Genomic DNA, 16109 nt, shown 5'->3' with positions numbered 1-16109 from the left:
GTTTGCGACGGTTGCTTACGACCTCAGTGCTTCTGCTCGCAGCGGGTCTTCACGTAGGCGCCGTCCTCGCCCCGGAAGCCGGAATTGGCCGCGAGGACCGGCCCCTGGATCAGGCATTCCTGCAAGGTGTGGGCGGGGCCGGTGACCACGTCGATGGCGGTGTCGCGGGAGCAGTCCGGGGCCTGGACCGAGGCGGCGCAGATGAGGGCGACGACGAGGATCTGGTTCATGGGGCCTCCCGGAGCGGCCCGGCTTCTCGGAGGGCGGGCACCAGCAAGCGAAAGGCGCCGGTGCCTGTCAGGGTTCCATCACGCCAGTGCGGCAAGGTCGGCACCGCCCTCGATCGCCTCCGGGCTCGGCACCCGGCCCTCGCCGAGGAGGTGCAGGAACGCCGTGAACGGCGCGTTGCGGCCGATGCTGCAGGCCGCCACGGCGCGGCCCTCCCGGACGTAATAGGCGATGAAGTCCAGCGCCTCCGGATCGCCCTGCAGGATGATCCGCTCGAAATCTGGGGCGTAGCCGCCGTAGTCGAGGCGCTTGTCGCCCTGGTTGCTCCAGAAGAACGGCGCGCCCGAGAAATCGCCCGGTGCCCCCAGGATCGCCCGGGCCGCGTGGGTGCCGTGCTGCTGGGCGAGCCGCCAGTGCTCGATCCGGGCGGTGACCCCGCTGCCGTGCTCCGGGAAGGCCGCGATGTCGCCGGCGATCCAGACGCGGTCGGCGAGCCGCAGGTCGGCCCCCACGGGGATCCCGCCGGTCTCGTCCGGCTCCACGCCGGCGACGATCCCGGTCTCCGGCGCAGCCCCGGCGCCGATCAGGACGAGATCGGCCGGCAGGCTCCCGCCCGCCTCGGTCTCGACGGCGGCGACCCGGCCGGTCCCGGCGATCCGGGCGACGCTCCCGGTCACGAAGGTCACGCCGTTGCCGGCATGGTAGCGCTTCAGGGCCGCCCCCACGGCCTCGCCGAAGCGCTTGGCGAAGGGGATGTCCTCCCGGGACAGGACCGTCACGGCGAGGCCGCGCTTGGTCAGGAAGGCCGCGGCCTCCAGGCCGATGAAACCCGCCCCGATCACCACCACGCGCTTGGCGGACTCGGCGACCGCGCTGAGCCGCACGGCGTCGTCGAGGCTGCGGAGGGTCATCACGCCGTCGAGGTCCTTGCCCTCGAAATCCGGCACCACGGCGCGGCTGCCGGTGGCGATCAGCAGGGCATCGCCCGTGATCGTGCGCCCGTCCGCCAGGGTGACGCGGCGGGCGTCCGGCTCGATCCGGGTGGCCTCGGCCTCGATCCGCTCCACCCCGTGGGCCGCGGAAAAGTCCGGCTCCAGCAGGGTCTTCTCCGCCGGGGTGGGCTTGGCCAGGAACTGCTTGGACAGCTTGGTCCGGTCGTAGGGCGGGTGGGCCTCGCGGCCGACCATGGTGATCGCCCCGGAAAACCCCTCGCGCCGCAGCGTGGTGACGCAGGCGACCGCGGCCGCGCCGGTGCCGACGATGAGGACGCGGGCGACGGGCGTCTCGGCGCGCTTGGCCGGCGCGGGCTCCGGGGTCAGGGTCGCCACGGCCTCGCCGCCCTCGATCCGGACGGGATAGCGCGTGAGCCCGTCCAGCGCCGGCGGCTCCTCCAGGCTGCCGTCGGCGACCGCGAAGGCCGCCTTGTGCCAGGGGCAGTAGAGCCGGCCGCCGCAGATCTCGCCCTTGGCAAGCGGCGCCCCCAGATGCGGGCACTTGGCCTGGAAGGCGCGCACGCCGTCGGCGTCGCGCACGAACAGGACCGCGTCCTCGCCCGCCTTGCCCTCGGCCTTGCCGCCGAGGGGGATGGCATCGAGGGCGATCCGGATCTCGCGGGGCTTGTCCTGGTCCATGCTCGCCTCGCTCGATGCCCGCCCGGGCCGCCGCGGCCCCGCGCACCAAACCGCGAGGCCGCCCGGGGTTTCCGGGGCGCGGGGTCGCAGGCCGGCGCGGGCTCAGCCCTGGTTGGCCACCGCGACCCCGAGGGCGGCCAGCGCCATCCCGGCGCCCTGGAGCGGCGTCAGCACCTCGCCGAACAGCAGGTAGCCGAGCACGGCCGCCACCGGCGGCACCAGGAAGAACAGGGCCGCCACCCCCGCCACCGCGCCCCGCCGGATCAGCGCCAGCAGCAGCAGGATGCCGGCCACCGAATTGACCAGGACCGCCCAGGCGAGCCCCAGCCACAGGGGCGCCACCGGCTCGAACGACGCGCGGCCGAAGGCAAGCGCCAGGGGAATCGCGCAGGCCATGCCGCCGACGAACTGGAGCGTCGCCCCGGCGAGCAGATCGATCCGGCCGCCGGTACGCTTCTGCCAGAGGGTGCCGAGCGTCAGCGCCAGGACCGCCAGGAGGCTGACGGCGAGGGCCCAGGGCGGGATCCCGGACGGGTCGGTGGCGCCGAGTTTCGGGGCGAGCACCAGCCCGGCCCCGGCGAAGCCCATCAGGATGCCGAGGGCCCGCCGGCCGCTGACCCGCTCGCCGAGCAGCGGCCGCGCCAGCAGCGCGGTCAGGAGCGGCTGGAGGCTGCCGACCAGCGCGGCGATCCCGGCGGGCAGCCCGTGGCTCACCGCCCAGAACACCCCCGATAGGTAGATCCCCTGCATCAGGAAGCCCGCCACGACGGGATCGCGCCAGCCGGCCCAATCCCCCGGCCAGCGCACCCGGGACGCCGCGGCGATCCCGGCCAGCACCAGGGCGACGGCGGTGAACCGGAATGCCGTGAAGGCCAGCGGATCAGCGTGCGGCACCACCGCCCGGGCGGAGACGAAACCCGTCGCCCAGATCGGCACGAACAGGGCCGGGAGGGCGCCGGCGGCGCGCGTCGAGGGTCGCGGAGCGTTAAGCATGGCCGTATCTTAAGGCGCCTCCGGGCCGCGAGTCGCAACGGCGATCCGATGCGCCGGTCCGGCGTGGCGCGGGCGCGTCACCGCTTCGTGTTCGGGACCGGATCGCGTCGTCCGCGTTGACGGGCCGGCCCCGGCGCCGTTCATCGGCGTGCCGCGCCGTTCCCGAGGATCGTTGGACACCCGTGAAACCTCTCCGCAGCGGATTACAGGTCATGGGCGTCGCCGCGCAGCGCTTCGTCTCCCATGACGGCTGGGCGATCGCCAGCCACATCGCGCTCTCGACCCTGACCTCCCTGTTCCCGTTCCTGATCCTGCTCGCGGCGCTCGCCGGCCTGTTCGGCACGCAGTCGCTCGCCGACGAGGCCGGGGTGCTGATCTTCGACGCCTGGCCCCGGGAGATCGCCAAGCCGATCGTCGGCGAGGTCCACCGGGTGCTCACCGAGCAGCGCAGCGGCGTGCTGACGCTGGGCGCCCTGTTCGCCCTGTACTTCTCGTCCTCGGGGGTCGAGAGCCTGCGGGTCGGGCTGAACCGGGCCTACGGGCTGCGCGAGAGCCGGCCCTGGTGGCTGACCCGGCTCGAATCGATCGGCTACGTGGTCTGCGGCGCCTTCGCCATGCTGGCCTTCGCGCTGCTCGTGGTGCTGGGCCCGCTGATCTGGCGCAACGTCGTGCTGGTGGCGCCGGGGCTGGAACCCCTGAGCCTGACGGTGGCGATCGGGCGGATCGCCGTCACGGCCCTGCTGCTGAGCGTGATCCTGGTCATCGCCCACAAGTTCGTGGCCGCCGGGCGCCGCTCGATCCTGTCGGTGCTGCCGGGGATCGGGGTGACGCTGGTCCTGTGGTTCTTCGCGGGCCTCGGCTTCGGCTTCTACCTCGACCGGTTCTCGAACGCCTACGCGTCGACCTACGGGGGCTTGGCCACCGCGATGGTGTTCCTGGTGTTCCTGTACTGGCTCGCCGCCATGTTCCTGTTCGGCGGCGAGATCAACGGCACGGTGATCGCCGCCCGCCGCAGCCGTCTTCAGGCGAAGATGCTGGCGCGGCGCGCCGAGATGGAGGGACGATGGACGGGATCGAGCACCTGAGGATCCGCGCGAACGGCGCGGACCTGCACGTCGCGCGCTGCGGCACGGGGGCGCCGCTGCTGCTGCTCCACGGCTGGCCGGAATTCTGGCTGACCTGGGAGCCCGTGATGGAACGGCTCGCGGCCCGACACACCCTGATCGCCCCGGACCTGCGCGGCTTCGGCGACAGCGACAAGCCCGAAGGCCCGTTCGGGGCGGCCGATCAGGCCGCCGACATGGTCGCCCTGCTCGACGCCCTCGGGATCGCGCGCGCCGGCATCGTCGGCCACGATGTCGGCGGGGCGGTGATCCAGGCGCTCGCCCGGGCGCACCCGGAGCGCTGCGCCGGCCTGGTCCTGTTCGACTTCGTCTATCCGGGCATCGGCCCCCGCCTCGGGGCACCCGACCGCCTGAACGAGATCTGGTACCAGTCCTTCAACCAGATGGACCTGGCGGTGCAGCTGGTCGACGCCAGCCGGGCGAGTTGCGCCGCCTATATCGGCCATTTCCTGCGGCATTGGTCGCACCACAAGGATGCGTTCGACGGGGTGCTCGACGCCTTCGTGGACAATTTCCGGAAGCCCGGAAACCTCGCGGGCGGCTTCGCGCATTACCGGGCGGCCCATGCCGGGCGGGTGGCGATGCTCAAGGGCGAGGCCCCGCCCCTGCCGCCGATCGCGGTGCCGACCTGCGTGCGCTGGGCCGAGCACGACCCGATCTTCCCCTCCGCCTGGACCGACCGGCTGGGCGAGACCTTCTCGGATCTCGACCTGGCGCTGTTCCCCGGCGTCGGCCACTTCCCCCACCGGGAGGATCCCGACCGGGCGGCGGAGGCGATCGCGGGGTTCTTCGCGCGGATCGGGTGGGTGTGAGGCATCGCCCGTCCCGGCCGCGCCCCGACGACCCCAAAACATTTCCGATCGCCGCGGAACCCGGCCGCGATCGGGACGTTACGCGCGGGCGAGGCCCGGAAACGGGCTCGCGGGAGGGCGCCGGGCACGGTGTCCGGCGTCGCTTGTAGTCACGTTGCTCATCGGAGGATGTGGTTATGAGGACTTACGACGTTTCGCCCCTGTTCCGGTCGTCCGTCGGGTTCGACCGGCTGTTCGAGTTGCTCAACCAGGCCGAGCGGGTCGAGCCTTCGGCCGCCTGGCCGCCCTACAACATCGAGAAGGTCGCCGAGGACCAGTACCGCATCACCATGGCGGTGGCGGGCTTCACCCCCGACGAGATCGAGCTGACGCAGCAGGACACCACGCTCCTGGTTACCGGCCAGAAGGCGGCCCCGGAGGGCGAGAAGCACTATCTCCACCGCGGGATCGCGGCGCGCGGCTTCCGGCAAACGTTCAACCTGGCCGAGCACGTGAAGGTCGTGGGCGCGACCCTGGAGAACGGGCTGCTCACCGTCGCGCTGCGGCGCGCGGTGCCGGAGGCCCTGAAGCCCCGGCGCATCGCCATCGGCGGCGTCTCGACGCCCTCCGGGCAGGACAATGCCCCGGCGCAGATCGCACCCGAGCGGCCGGTTCACGGCGAAACCCGGCGCGACGCCAAGGCGGCCTGATCCCGGTCACCTCCTGGACCGGGAGACGACACCTCCGCGCGGGTCCCCGGACCCCGGGGCCCGCTTCCGCAACGGCACCCCTTGCGATGGCGTGACAACCATGAGCGTGAGAGATCTGATTCCCTGGACCCGCAGCACCGGCGCCCCGGCAGCGGGCGGGTTGGCAGCGGGCGGCTTGGCAGCGGGCGGGTTGGCGACCGAGCCGGCGAGCCCGTTCCTGACGCTGCACCGCGAGATGAACCGCCTGTTCGACGACGTGTTCGGCGGGTTCGGCGGCACCCCGAGCCTGCCCGGCCGGAGCTTCGGCTGGCCGAATCTGACGGAGGCGGAGGGCGCGCTGCGCGTCTCCGCCGAGCGCCGGGCCTCGACGAGGCCGACGTCGAGCTCCTCATTGCGGACGGCGTGCTCACCCTGAGGGGCGAGAAGCGCGCCGAGACCACCGACACGGCGCGCGGCTGCTCGGAGCGCAGCGACGGCCGCTTCGAGCGGTCGATCGCCCTGCCCGTCGCGGTGCAGGAGGACAAAGCCGAGGCGACCTTCCGCGACGGCGTCCTCACCGTGACGCTGCCCCGCGCGGCCGCGGCGCCGGAGCGCCGGCGCCGCATCCCGATCAACGGCACCGGCGGCGCGACGGCGACGCACTGAGCGCCACCGCTCCGGCCGGCTTCGGGCCGAACGCAGGACGCGGCGGCCGGCGCGGACCGTGCCGGCCGCCCCAGCCTTTGCCCGAATGCGGAGGATTCCATGCAGCAGAGCGACACCACTTCCACCCGGTCCGGCCGGGTCCGGACCGGGATCGAGCGCCTCGGCCCGATGGCGGCGGCCCATCTCCGGGCGGCCGCGGTCGACCCCTTCGCGGCCTTCGTGGCGCCGGGCGACGTCTTCCGGCACCCCCGCGAGGTGCTGGCCTATCCCGGCCTGTCGCCCGGCGAAAAGCGGGCGATCCTGGCCTCCTGGGCCTCCGACGCCCGGGCGGTCGAGGCCTGCCCGACCCTGCGCTGCCTGCCGGGCTGCCGGGCCGAGCCCGTCCCGGTCGACGCGGTCCTGGCGGCGCTCCAGGCCCTGGACCAGGGCCCGGCCGCGCCGGCCCCGCGCCGGCCATCAATCCGGGCGGCCGTCACCCGCCGCGGGCGGACGGCGCCCGAACCCGTCCTGAACTGAACCCGGAGGGCCTTCGATGACGACATTCGACCTGAAGGATCGGCACCCCGTCCCGGGGCGCCTGTGGCGGGCCTGGGCCCGCGCCCCGGCGGGCGAGACGAACCGGACCGTCCTGGGCGGCTGGCTCCTGTCCGCCCTGCTGTGCGTGGCCCTGGCGGCGCCCTGCCCGCCGCCGGCCCTGCCCTGGGTCGCGGCCGGATTGCTGAGCCTGTCGGGCTTGGCGTGGCTCGCCGTCGCCCTCGTCCGGGGCGGGCCGCCGGCGGCGTCCCCGAACCTGACCGCCTGGGACGCCGCCCTGCTGTCCGTCGCGGCGAGCTTCGGCGTGCAGGCGGCCGCGCGGCTCGGGCTCCTCGGCGCCTGACCCGCGCCGGCAAATCCCCAAGACACACCGCGCCCCGGAACGCGCGCACCGGCTCCCGGGACGAGGCGGAGCCGGGGCTCGGGCGCACCGGCCCGGCTCCGGTTTCCGATACGAGGCCGAGATCGGTTTGGGAGGTCCCCATGGAGGAACGGACAATCGGATTGGACCACAACACCCGGCACCCGGTCCCCCGGATGGCCGGAACCGGATGGCCGGGGCGGGCGGGCGCGCCGGATCTGCCGGACCTGGAGCGGGCCCTGGTCAACCCGGCGGCGGTGTTCGCCTCCCCCGCGGAGGTGCTCGCCCATCCGCGGCTGCTGCGCGCCTGCAAGCGGGAAATCCTGCGGCGCCGGGCCTGGGACGAGTACCTCAAGGAGGTGGCCGCCGCCGAGGGCATGGCGGAGGGCGAGCCGTCGCAGCTCGACGCCGTGAAGGCCGCCCTCCTGGCGCTCGGCGAGACCGGACACCCCCACCCCGCGGCCCCGGCCGCGGCGATCCCCGCATCCTGGGCGGCCGCGCGCGCCGCCGCGTGAGGGATGGTGAAAGGTCTGGGCCCGCGCCCGGGCCGTCAGCCCCCGGTTCCGGGCTCCGGGGCGGGGCACGAGAACCGGAACTCCGTGGCCGCCGTGAAGGTCTCCCCCGGCCGGAGCACCGCCGAGGGGAAGTCCGGCTGGTTCGGGGCGTCGGGAAACGCCTGCGTCTCGAAGCAGACCCCGTCGCCGGAGCGGTAGAGGCGTCCGGACGGGCCGGTCAGCGTGCCGTCGAGGTTGTTGCCGCTGTAGAGCTGCAGCGCCGGCTGCGTGGTCCACACGTCGAGCCGGCGCCCGCTGCCGGGATCCAGGCAGGTGGCGGCCGGCCGCAGGGTCCCGGCGGGGCCGCGCAGGGCGAAGGTGTGGTCGTAGCCCTTGGCGTAGGCGAGCTGCGGATCCCCGTCGCGGATCCGCGCCTCCAGGGGGCGCGGCGTGCGGAAATCGAACGGGGTGCCGTCCACCGGCCAGAGCGCGCCGGTGGGGATTTGGGTCGCGTCCGTGGGCGCGAACGCATCCGCCTCGACCTGCACGACGTGGCCGAGGACGCTGCCCGCCCCCTCCCCGGCGAGGTTGAAATAGCTGTGGTTGGTGAGGTTCAGGACCGTCGGCCGGTCGGTCACGGCGGCGTAATCGATCCGCAGCACGCCGTCCGCCGGCAGGCTGTAGGTCACGCGGACGTCGAGGGTGCCCGGAAACCCCGCCTCCCCGTCCGGGGAGCGGCGGCTCAGGACGAGGCGCGTCGCATCGGACGATTCCACCCGCCACAGGCGCCGGCCGAAATTCTCCGGGCCGCCGTGCAGGGTGTTGGGGCCCTCGTTGATTGGGAGCTGGTAGCTGTGCCCGTCGAGGCTGAAGCGCCCGCCGGCGATGCGGTTGGCGTAGCGGCCGACGATCGCGCCGAAGCTCGGGCTCACGGTCTCATAGCCCGCCAGGGTGTCGAGGCCGAGGACGACGTTGGCCGAACGGCCGGCCCGGTCGGGCACCTCGATCGCCGTGACGACCGCGCCGAACGCGATCACGGCGACGCGCAGGCTTCCCCGCACCAGCACGTGCCGGTCGACCGCCTGCCCGTCCGCTGTGCGCCCGAAACATTCACCCGCCATGCGGTCTCCTCCACGCTCCACCCGCGCTGAACGACCCGCCGCCGCGGCGCAGACCGGTCCGGCGTGACGGCTGTATCAAGGATTTGCAGCCGTTGCCGAATGCATCGGGATCGGCGACGCGCCGAAGATGTAGACCTGGATAACCCAGTGCCTCCGTCGAGAGGCGGCTCGCGACCCGTTGCGGGCCCCGGGAATGTCGGCTGAAAGACAATGGCAAATCGGCTGCGCCTGACTCGGAAGCTGATGCTGAGCAATCCAGTTCTTATCGAAGCTCGGCCTGCGCTGGTCGAGATGCTTCGGTTTTTTCGATGTCTACGAGTCATACGCCAAACATACGGGATAATTTTTAGATCACCTGTTTAGCGGTGTTGGCTAATGGCGCAGTCACCCTCGAGCCTCGCAGGTGAGACCGCTGCGCCTCTCCTGCCTTTGATGCGGCGCCATTGTCTCCATTGCTGATTTTTAATCAAATAGTCATGAGATAAAAAGACCCAAACTATATTATAGGCGCATGGGATTGATCGTACCAATAAGGTCAAAGATCCCACTTCTAGCTCAAATGGAACAATCCCGATGGCTCACCAGAGATCACTCGCCGCAGCACTCGTGCTCACGACCCTCCTCGGTGGCACCGCATTCGCGGCCGAGCAAGCGGCCCAGGCGAACGCCGCGCAGACCAGTATGGTCGGCAAGGATGTCGGCAAGCTCTCGAAGGACGGCGCGCAGGGCTTCAGAGACCTCCAGCTCACGCGCCTCGCCATCTTCGAGGCGAACCCCGCCCAGGCCAAGGACTTGATCGGCAAGACGCAGGCGGCCTTCGCCAAAGCGAAGACCGACGATGCGCAGTTCAACAAGGCGGAGGCCGATCTCAGGACACAAGCCGACCTCGCGGGCCACAAGGCCACGACCCCGGCCACGACGACCGAGGCCAAGCCGGCCTCTCAGGAACAGATCGCCTGGGTGCCGGTCGATGCGCAGTTGACCCTGGGTGACGACTTCGTTGCCACGCCCGAGAAGGCCTCCGCGGTGACCGAAGCGAATAAGAACCTCGCCCAGGGCGACCAGAAGGGCGCACTGGAGAAGCTCAAGCTCGCCCATGTCGACGTGAACTTCACGATGGCCGTCCTACCGCTGAACAAGACCATCTCCGATGTCGATCAGGCGGCCACGCTGATCGGCCAGGGCAAGTATTACGAAGCCAACGCAGTCCTGAAGACGGCCCAGGACAGAGTCCGCTTCGATATGATCGATGCCATCGCGCTCCCGCAGACGGGTAACGCCGCCGCGAACACCGACGCGTCGCAGGCGCATGGCTCCGCCGCGGGCGCTAAAGCCGGCAAGTAGCAGCATTCTGGTCGTCCGGCGCATCGCAGGGTGCGCCGGTCGGTCCGCCTACGGGGCGCTGCCAACCTGCCTGCACCTTCGCGGCGCCGACCTTCCGATCCACCCCTCTGCCGGGCCTCAGAGCAGCGGCGGGCGCGAGGCTGTATGTCGGTTTCCGAGCAGCCACTCAGGACGGCTTTCGGGAAGTGCTGAGAGCGGCCGGGGTGTCCGACAGGGTTCGGATCCGGAACGCCCGCATCAGGGCGATGGATCAGAGTCCGCTCTCCACCCCGACCCGCCCCCGCGCGTGCGCCCTCACGCGCCGTCGTGCGACAGCTACCGCTTCCACACGCCGAGCCGCTCGCTCCGGGCGTGGTCCTCGGCCGCGACCAGTTCGGGGCTCGCCTCCGGGGAGGCGCGGCCGCCGCCGTTGAACAGCACCACCTCGGAGATGTCGCGCCCGTCCACGAGGCAGTTCAGGGTCGCGCTGCCCGGCGCCGGCTGACAGGTCACCGGCCGGGTGCCGATGTAGCGGGCCAGCTCGTCCGCCTGGCCGCCCCGCACCCACTCGACGCCGAACAGGTGCACGACCTTGCCGCCGACCTTGAGGGTCGCGGTGTCGATCACCTGGGCCTGCCCGGTCACGGCGTTCGGCGGCAGCGGCGCGTCGGGCTCGGGATCGCCGGCGGTCTCGGGGGGCGGCGTCACGGTATCGGGGGCGGCAGGGGCAGGCGAGGCAGGGGCAGGCGAGGCGGTGGGCGGCACGCTCGGGGCGGCGCCGTTCGCCGTGTCCGTCCGGGCCGGAGCCGCGGGGCGCGCGGAGTCGGGGGTTTGGCCCTCCAGGACGAGCCCCGCGGCGATCACCGCCGCCAGGGTACCCGCGCCCGCACCCAGAAGCCAGCGGCGCTGCCGGCGCGCGCCGTCGTCCATCGGGGCCCCGCCGAAGCCGAGCCGATCGCGCAGGTGGTCCAGGCCGTCGCGGACCGTCTCCCCGAACCGGCCGGGCCCGGCATTCCAGGCCGCCGCCGGATCCGGCTCTCGGGGGGCTCCTTGGGGACTTTCCTGGGGCGCGCCGCCGGCCGCGTCGGCGCTGGCGGGGGGGCGGCCGAACCGGCCGCGCAGGCGCGTCCCCAGGGTCGCGAACCGGCCGGCGGCGCTCTGGGCCAGCACCCGGCCCTGCTCGGAGGAGCGCTCCGCGAGGGAGCGGGCCCGCTCGGACTGGGTCCCGACGAAGCGCGCGGTGGCGGCCGTCATCTCGTAGGCGCCGCTCAGCAGGACCGAATCCCGGACCTCCTCGGCGGTGGCCGGAGCCGGCTCCGCCTCGGGGGGCAGGAACAGGGCGGGATGCCGCTCGCGCAGCTCCGCGACCAGATCGGCCAGGGTCATCGGCTCGGCGGTGTCACCCCGCAGGCGCACGGCGCCCTGCCGGTCGAGCACGCGGATACCGGTGCCCGCCGCGTCGGGGACGCTCGCGGCCTCGGCCAGGAGTTCGAGGGTCCGGATGGCCACGGGGCGCGGACGGGCATGGGCAACCGCGGCCCGGATCGCCGCGCGCAGGGCGCTCCGGTCGGGACCGTCGAGCACCGGACGGGCCGGGTCCGCCTCCTGTTTCGCCACAACCGTTGAAGACGTCATGCACCCGATCCCGGCCTCACCGGCGCGCGGCCCGGAGCCCGCCCGATGGGGCCCAACCGGGAGCGCCTCACGCAACGTCCGAGCGCCGGGATCTATCCCTTAGCGCATCGTCCCGGACGCCGGAACCGGGGGCGGCTCCGGCCCGTCCCGCGGCGGCGGGATGGTGCCGGGGGACTCTCACGCCTTGCCGGGGGAGGCGGCCAGGGTCCCGGCCTGGATGCTCCGCCGCAGGACGCGCCCGGTCTCGCCCAGGATGTAGGGCCGCGTCCCCGCGAAGCCCACCTCCAGGATCAGCTCGGCCTCGCCGCTGGAGACGGCACCGCGCCCCGGATTGGCCGTGCGGAAGGCGACGAGGGTGCGGATCGTGCAGGTCTCGGCATCGCAGGCGGTGCGCATCGCCCGCGGCTCGTAGCGCCGCTCGGGCCAGCGCTGGACGAAGCTGCGCTTCTCGGCCACGAGCGCCGCCGTCGTGACCGGCCGGCCGTAGAAGCGCACGCGGGTCGCGTAGAACTGGGTCGCGGCGCCGACCATGGTGTCGTTGGAGCCCGAGACGGTGGCGAGGTAGCTCGCCGTCAGCGCCCGGGCCGCGGCGGCGCGCTCGGCGGACGCCCCCGGCGCCGGGGCGAAGGCGGCCGGCGTCTCCGCGAGCCGGTGCGGATGACCGGCATGGCGGCGCAGGGTCTCCCGGACCGGCGGACGCTCCAGGGCGGCGGCCCGCCTCGGACCCGGCGCCCGCGTCGCCGCGGCCTTCGGCAGGACGTCCTCGGACGGTTCCGGCGTGGCGGCCTGACGGACCGGACCCTCGGTCTGGGCCTTCACCGGCGCCCGGCCGGAATCCGGCGGATTGGCCGCCGCCTTCATCGGCTCCCGTGCGGGTTCCTGCGCGGGCCCCTGCGCGGCACCGGGCGCGGGCGCGGCGGCCCGGGGCGGCGGGTCGACCCAGGCCGCCCGGGGCGCCGTGCCCTGCTGGGCCGCGGCGGCGCCGGCGAAGGCGAGCGGCAGGACCAGGCCGAGGGCCAGGGCCGGGGTTCGGGCGGGGCGTGTGGCGGACATCGGTGTCTTCCTGGCGGCCGGGGCGGGCCTCATCGGGAACGCGCCCGTGTGGGGGAGGGGTTCCACGATCGTCCCGGGCGCGCCACACATCCTGCCAGATTGCGCGGCGGCGACCAGCCCTGGATTGCGGGGATGATGGGGTTGCGTTCGCGCGTTTGGGTACCAAGTCGGGGACAATTCCGGCCTTGGCCGTCTGGCCCGGGCCGCACCCAGGTTCCCATCCCGCCCGCCCCCGCCGCCGCGCCCCGAGGATCCTGTGGCCCGATCCGAACTCCAGGCCCGCCCGACCCCGCGATCCGGGGCCCCCCGATGAGCGCCGCACCGCGCCGGGCCCTGCTGATCTGCAACGCCAAGGCCCGCAACGGCGGCCTCGACCTCGAGGCCGTGCGCGCGATCCTGCGCGCGGGCGGAATCGAGCCGGAGGAGCCGCCGCCGGACGCCGATTGCCGCGACACGATCCGCAACCGGGCCGGTTCGATCGATCTGGTCATCCTCGGCGGCGGCGACGGCACCATGAATTTCGCCGCCCCGGCCCTGGTGGAGAGCGGCCTGCCGCTGGCCATCCTGCCGCTCGGCACGGCCAACGATCTCGCCCGCTCCCTCGACCTGCCCCTCGATCCCCTGGCAGCGGCCCGCTTCATCCCGACCGCCGCGGCGCGGCCGGTGGATCTCGGCTGGGTCAACGGCCATTATTATTTCAACGTGGCGAGCGTCGGCTTCTCGGCCGAGCTCGCGGGGGAGCTCACGGCCAAATCGAAGAAGACCTGGGGGGTGCTCGGCTACGCGGTGGCGGCGGTGCGGGTGCTGCGCCGGGTCCGGCCCTTCACGGTGACGATCGAGCACGACGGCACGGTGGAGAAGGTCACGACCATCCAGGTCTCGGTGGGCAACGGCCGGCACTACGGCGGCGGCATGACCGTGGCCGAGACCGCGGCGGTGGATGACGGCAAGCTCGACTTCTACAGCCTGGAGATCGACCATTGGTGGCGGCTGATCGCCCTGCTGCCGGCCCTCCGGCGCGGCACCCATGGCCGGGCCGCCGACGTGCGCGCCTTCCACGCCCAGGAGATCCGGATCTCGACCCGCAGGCCCCGGCCGGTGAACACCGACGGCGAATTGACCACCCACACGCCGGCCCATTTCAAGGTCGTCCCGAAGATCCTGCAGGTCTTCGCACCGGAGCCCGTGCGCCGCGCCCCCGGCTTCGACCTCGCCGCCCTCGGCGACCGCCTGTTCCCGACCAGCGAGGCCCCCAAGCCGTGACCGACCTGATCCACCTCGCCAGTCAGCCCGCGATCTGGGCTGCCCTCGCGACCCTCGTGGTGATGGAGGTGGTGCTCGGCATCGACAACCTGATCTTCATCTCGATCCTGACCAACAGGCTGCCGCCCGAACAGCAGACCCGGGCGCGGCGGATCGGGATCGGCCTGGCGCTGGTGCTGCGGCTGGGACTCCTCGGCACCGTGGCGTTCATCGTGCACCTGACCGAGCCGGTCGTCTCGGTCCTCGGCCAGGACTTCTCCTGGCGCGACCTGATCCTGATCGGCGGCGGCCTGTTCCTGCTGTGGAAGGCCACCAAGGAGATCCACCACAGCGTCGATCCCGAGCCCGAGGCGGAGGAATCCGGCGGCGGCCTCGGCTTCGGCGCGGCGATCGGCCAGATCCTGCTCCTCGACCTGGTCTTCTCGATCGACTCGATCATCACGGCGGTGGGCATGACCGCGCACGTGCCGGTGATGATGGTGGCGGTGATCGTCGCCGTGACGGTGATGCTGGTCGCCGCCGAGCCGCTCTCGGCCTTCATCGCCCGGAACCCCACGGTGGTGATGCTGGCGCTGGGATTCCTGATCATGATCGGCATGGTGCTGATCGCCGAGGGGTTCGGGGCGCACGTGCCGAAGGGCTACATCTACACGGCCATGGCGTTCTCGGCCGGCGTCGAGGGGCTCAACATGCTGGCCCGGCGGCGGCGGCGGGGCGCCAGGGGCGAGGCTCGGGCGCCGGCCGGTCAGGTCGGGCGCGCCTGATGCGGATCCGCGCGGCGCTCTGCCTGCTCGTCCTGTCCGCCCCGGCGCGCGCGGAGCCGCAACCGATGCCCCCCGATTCCGCGATCCTGCACGACCTCGCCCCCACCGGCACGCTCCGGGCGGCGATCAATCTCGGCAACCCGGTCCTGGCGCAGGGCGGCGCGGAGGCTCCGGCGGGCGTGTCGGTCGACCTGGCCCGGGCGCTGGCGCAGAAACTCGGCGTGCCGGTGGCGTTCGTGACCTTCCCGGGGGCGGGGGCGGTCTCGGGCTCGGCAGCGTCCGGCACCTGGGACATCTGCTTCCTGGCGATCGACCCGAAACGGGCCGAGGGCATCGCCTTCACGGACCCCTACGTGCTGATCACCGGCCGCTACCTCGTGCCGGCCGCCTCGCCGATCCGGACCCTGGAGGCGGTCGACCGCCCGGGCGTGCGGGTCTCGGTGGGCCGCGGCAGCGCCTACGACCTGTTCCTGAGCCGGAGCCTGCAACACGCGACCCTGGTGCGGGCGCCGACTTCCGCCGAGGCGGTCACGGCCTTCGCGCGGGACGGGCTGGAGGTGGCGGCCGGGGTCGCGCAGCCGCTTGCCGCCTACGCCGCCAGCCATCCGGAGGTGCGGCTGCTGCCGGGGCATTTCATGGAGATCCCGCAGGCGACGGGCCTGCCGGTCGGGCGCCCGGCGGGGGCGGCCTACCTCGCGGACTTCATCGCGCGGGCAAAGCGCGAGGGGCTCGTGCGCCGCGGCCTCGAGGCCAGCGGGCAGGATCCGAGGCTGGCGGCGCCGTAACGGATCAGGCCGCCTCGACGACCTGAATGCGAAGTGCGAGGCCTGTCGCGCTGGCGATATTGACCAGCGCATCCAGGGAGAACTTGTCGACTTTGCCACGCATCAGGTCGTTGAGACGGGGACGCGTCAGGCCGAGCCGCGCCGCTGCCTTCTCCTGCGGCAGGTTCCACGTTCGGATGCGTTCCCGGATGGCCAGCAACAGGTCGGCACGGGCCGTCATGTTGGCAGCCTCAATGGGCGTATCGGTCAAAGCTTCGAACACGCTGACGAAGGTTTGTGCGGTCATGTCCGAGCGTTCCAATGCCTGCGGGCTTCAGGCGGCGGCCAAATGTGCCAAATCCGCGCCCGCCGAGAGACACTCCTTGGTATCGAGAATCTCGATGGCAACAACGCGGCCCTCTACGTCGAAATCTAGAATGATGCCGGGTCGGACCTCCTCACTATCACGCACCACAGTATCGGCGAAGCGGAGATACAGGGCGTCAGCCTCTAGATCGTATCAACCTTTCACATCTGCGCCTTCAGCCGCGATCGAGGAAGAGCGAGCGCGTGCGAGACGTCAACGCCGGTTTTTCCAACATGCGCCCTGCGCTGAGCCCTCACCACCGAGGCACCCCTGCCATTTCCAATCCTCCACCTCATCCTGAGGTGCCG

General features: G+C 72.7%; 17 protein-coding genes and 2 pseudogenes. 11 read left to right on the top strand and 8 right to left on the bottom strand.

Going from position 1 to position 16109, the window contains the following annotated elements; translation table 11 throughout:
* Positions 1-23: 23 nt before the first annotated feature.
* The 3 genes from AC3IF3_RS10900 to AC3IF3_RS10890 form a co-directional block, all read right to left on the bottom strand.
* Positions 24-230: a hypothetical protein gene (locus AC3IF3_RS10900; RefSeq protein WP_243972396.1), complete on the bottom strand. Its 207-nt coding sequence runs from the start codon at positions 228-230 to the stop codon at positions 24-26.
* Between the two features lie 78 nt (positions 231-308).
* The gene (locus AC3IF3_RS10895) at positions 309-1859 is read right to left on the bottom strand and encodes an FAD-dependent oxidoreductase (protein ID WP_489228728.1); all 1551 of its coding nucleotides are present in this window, start codon (positions 1857-1859) and stop codon (positions 309-311) included.
* 102 nt (positions 1860-1961) lie between these two features.
* Positions 1962-2852 (bottom strand): DMT family transporter, encoded by an 891-nt coding sequence (locus AC3IF3_RS10890; RefSeq protein ID WP_489228726.1) that lies wholly within the window; start codon positions 2850-2852, stop codon positions 1962-1964.
* Between the two features lie 212 nt (positions 2853-3064).
* Between AC3IF3_RS10890 and AC3IF3_RS10885 the strand changes: the two genes are divergently transcribed.
* The 7 genes and pseudogenes from AC3IF3_RS10885 to AC3IF3_RS10855 all read left to right on the top strand — a co-directional run bounded on the left by AC3IF3_RS10885 (position 3065) and on the right by AC3IF3_RS10855 (position 7532).
* Entirely contained in the window at positions 3065-3937 is an 873-nt protein-coding gene (locus AC3IF3_RS10885; RefSeq protein WP_243972392.1) for a YihY/virulence factor BrkB family protein, read from the top strand.
* The gene (locus AC3IF3_RS10880) at positions 3916-4788 is read left to right on the top strand and encodes an alpha/beta fold hydrolase (RefSeq protein ID WP_489228724.1); all 873 of its coding nucleotides are present in this window, start codon (positions 3916-3918) and stop codon (positions 4786-4788) included. Before AC3IF3_RS10885 ends, AC3IF3_RS10880 begins: the two co-directional genes overlap by 22 nt.
* 176 nt (positions 4789-4964) lie before the next feature.
* Positions 4965-5477 (top strand): Hsp20 family protein, encoded by a 513-nt coding sequence (locus tag AC3IF3_RS10875; protein ID WP_489228722.1) that lies wholly within the window; start codon positions 4965-4967, stop codon positions 5475-5477.
* 100 nt (positions 5478-5577) lie between these two features.
* Positions 5578-6122: pseudogene (locus tag AC3IF3_RS10870) on the top strand (Hsp20/alpha crystallin family protein).
* 99 nt (positions 6123-6221) lie between these two features.
* A complete protein-coding gene (locus AC3IF3_RS10865) occupies positions 6222-6638 on the top strand; it encodes a hypothetical protein (RefSeq protein ID WP_313900883.1) in 417 nt (138 codons plus the stop codon).
* 16 nt (positions 6639-6654) lie between these two features.
* Positions 6655-6999, top strand: a complete 345-nt coding sequence (locus tag AC3IF3_RS10860) for a hypothetical protein (RefSeq protein ID WP_489228720.1) — start codon at positions 6655-6657, stop codon at positions 6997-6999.
* Positions 7000-7139: 140 nt separating this feature from the next.
* Positions 7140-7532, top strand: coding sequence for a hypothetical protein (locus tag AC3IF3_RS10855; RefSeq protein WP_489228719.1), 393 nt, complete (start codon positions 7140-7142; stop codon positions 7530-7532).
* A gap of 35 nt (positions 7533-7567) precedes the next feature.
* On the opposite strand, the gene AC3IF3_RS10850 is transcribed toward AC3IF3_RS10855, so the two are convergent.
* Positions 7568-8632 (bottom strand): aldose epimerase family protein, encoded by a 1065-nt coding sequence (locus AC3IF3_RS10850; RefSeq protein WP_489228717.1) that lies wholly within the window; start codon positions 8630-8632, stop codon positions 7568-7570.
* 606 nt (positions 8633-9238) lie between these two features.
* On the opposite strand from AC3IF3_RS10850, the gene AC3IF3_RS10845 reads away from it, so the two are divergent.
* Positions 9239-9976, top strand: a complete 738-nt coding sequence (locus AC3IF3_RS10845) for a YfdX family protein (RefSeq protein ID WP_489228715.1) — start codon at positions 9239-9241, stop codon at positions 9974-9976.
* A gap of 315 nt (positions 9977-10291) precedes the next feature.
* On the opposite strand, the gene AC3IF3_RS10840 is transcribed toward AC3IF3_RS10845, so the two are convergent.
* Positions 10292-11590, bottom strand: coding sequence for a nuclease (locus AC3IF3_RS10840; protein ID WP_489228713.1), 1299 nt, complete (start codon positions 11588-11590; stop codon positions 10292-10294).
* 177 nt (positions 11591-11767) lie between these two features.
* Positions 11768-12643: a hypothetical protein gene (locus AC3IF3_RS10835; RefSeq protein WP_489228712.1), complete on the bottom strand. Its 876-nt coding sequence runs from the start codon at positions 12641-12643 to the stop codon at positions 11768-11770.
* Positions 12644-12952: 309 nt separating this feature from the next.
* Here AC3IF3_RS10835 and AC3IF3_RS10830 point away from each other — a divergent pair, with 309 nt between their 5' ends.
* From AC3IF3_RS10830 to AC3IF3_RS10820, 3 genes are read left to right on the top strand one after another with little or no spacing between them, the layout of a single operon-like run.
* Positions 12953-13906 (top strand): lipid kinase, encoded by a 954-nt coding sequence (locus tag AC3IF3_RS10830; protein ID WP_489228711.1) that lies wholly within the window; start codon positions 12953-12955, stop codon positions 13904-13906.
* Positions 13903-14670 carry a TerC family protein gene (locus tag AC3IF3_RS10825; protein ID WP_243972372.1) on the top strand — a complete coding sequence of 256 codons (768 nt, stop codon included), beginning with the start codon at positions 13903-13905 and terminating at the stop codon, positions 14668-14670. The genes AC3IF3_RS10830 and AC3IF3_RS10825 overlap by 4 nt, the downstream gene beginning before the upstream one ends.
* Positions 14670-15455, top strand: coding sequence for an ABC transporter substrate-binding protein (locus tag AC3IF3_RS10820; RefSeq protein WP_489228709.1), 786 nt, complete (start codon positions 14670-14672; stop codon positions 15453-15455). The genes AC3IF3_RS10825 and AC3IF3_RS10820 overlap by 1 nt, the downstream gene beginning before the upstream one ends.
* Positions 15456-15459: 4 nt before the next feature.
* On the opposite strand, the gene AC3IF3_RS10815 is transcribed toward AC3IF3_RS10820, so the two are convergent.
* Positions 15460-15741: a helix-turn-helix domain-containing protein gene (locus AC3IF3_RS10815; RefSeq protein ID WP_489228707.1), complete on the bottom strand. Its 282-nt coding sequence runs from the start codon at positions 15739-15741 to the stop codon at positions 15460-15462.
* Between the two features lie 27 nt (positions 15742-15768).
* Positions 15769-15942, bottom strand: a pseudogene (locus AC3IF3_RS10810) (DUF2283 domain-containing protein); the annotation flags it as partial.
* Positions 15943-16109: the final 167 nt, after the last annotated feature.

It is taken from the genome of Methylobacterium sp. J-118, from assembly GCF_057836565.1.
The sequence above is the reverse complement of the archived record's forward strand: the minus strand, read 5'-3'. Positions and strand labels throughout refer to the sequence as shown.

Coding starts and splice junctions, on each gene's coding strand:
- AC3IF3_RS10900 (WP_243972396.1), bottom strand. CDS start 230: ATGAACCAGATCCTCGTCGTCGCCCTCATCTGCGCCGCCTCGGTCCAG.
- AC3IF3_RS10895 (WP_489228728.1), bottom strand. CDS start 1,859: ATGGACCAGGACAAGCCCCGCGAGATCCGGATCGCCCTCGATGCCATC.
- AC3IF3_RS10890 (WP_489228726.1), bottom strand. CDS start 2,852: ATGCTTAACGCTCCGCGACCCTCGACGCGCGCCGCCGGCGCCCTCCCG.
- AC3IF3_RS10885 (WP_243972392.1), top strand. CDS start 3,065: ATGGGCGTCGCCGCGCAGCGCTTCGTCTCCCATGACGGCTGGGCGATC.
- AC3IF3_RS10880 (WP_489228724.1), top strand. CDS start 3,916: ATGGACGGGATCGAGCACCTGAGGATCCGCGCGAACGGCGCGGACCTG.
- AC3IF3_RS10875 (WP_489228722.1), top strand. CDS start 4,965: ATGAGGACTTACGACGTTTCGCCCCTGTTCCGGTCGTCCGTCGGGTTC.
- AC3IF3_RS10865 (WP_313900883.1), top strand. CDS start 6,222: ATGCAGCAGAGCGACACCACTTCCACCCGGTCCGGCCGGGTCCGGACC.
- AC3IF3_RS10860 (WP_489228720.1), top strand. CDS start 6,655: ATGACGACATTCGACCTGAAGGATCGGCACCCCGTCCCGGGGCGCCTG.
- AC3IF3_RS10855 (WP_489228719.1), top strand. CDS start 7,140: ATGGAGGAACGGACAATCGGATTGGACCACAACACCCGGCACCCGGTC.
- AC3IF3_RS10850 (WP_489228717.1), bottom strand. CDS start 8,632: ATGGCGGGTGAATGTTTCGGGCGCACAGCGGACGGGCAGGCGGTCGAC.
- AC3IF3_RS10840 (WP_489228713.1), bottom strand. CDS start 11,590: ATGACGTCTTCAACGGTTGTGGCGAAACAGGAGGCGGACCCGGCCCGT.
- AC3IF3_RS10835 (WP_489228712.1), bottom strand. CDS start 12,643: ATGTCCGCCACACGCCCCGCCCGAACCCCGGCCCTGGCCCTCGGCCTG.
- AC3IF3_RS10830 (WP_489228711.1), top strand. CDS start 12,953: ATGAGCGCCGCACCGCGCCGGGCCCTGCTGATCTGCAACGCCAAGGCC.
- AC3IF3_RS10820 (WP_489228709.1), top strand. CDS start 14,670: ATGCGGATCCGCGCGGCGCTCTGCCTGCTCGTCCTGTCCGCCCCGGCG.
- AC3IF3_RS10815 (WP_489228707.1), bottom strand. CDS start 15,741: ATGACCGCACAAACCTTCGTCAGCGTGTTCGAAGCTTTGACCGATACG.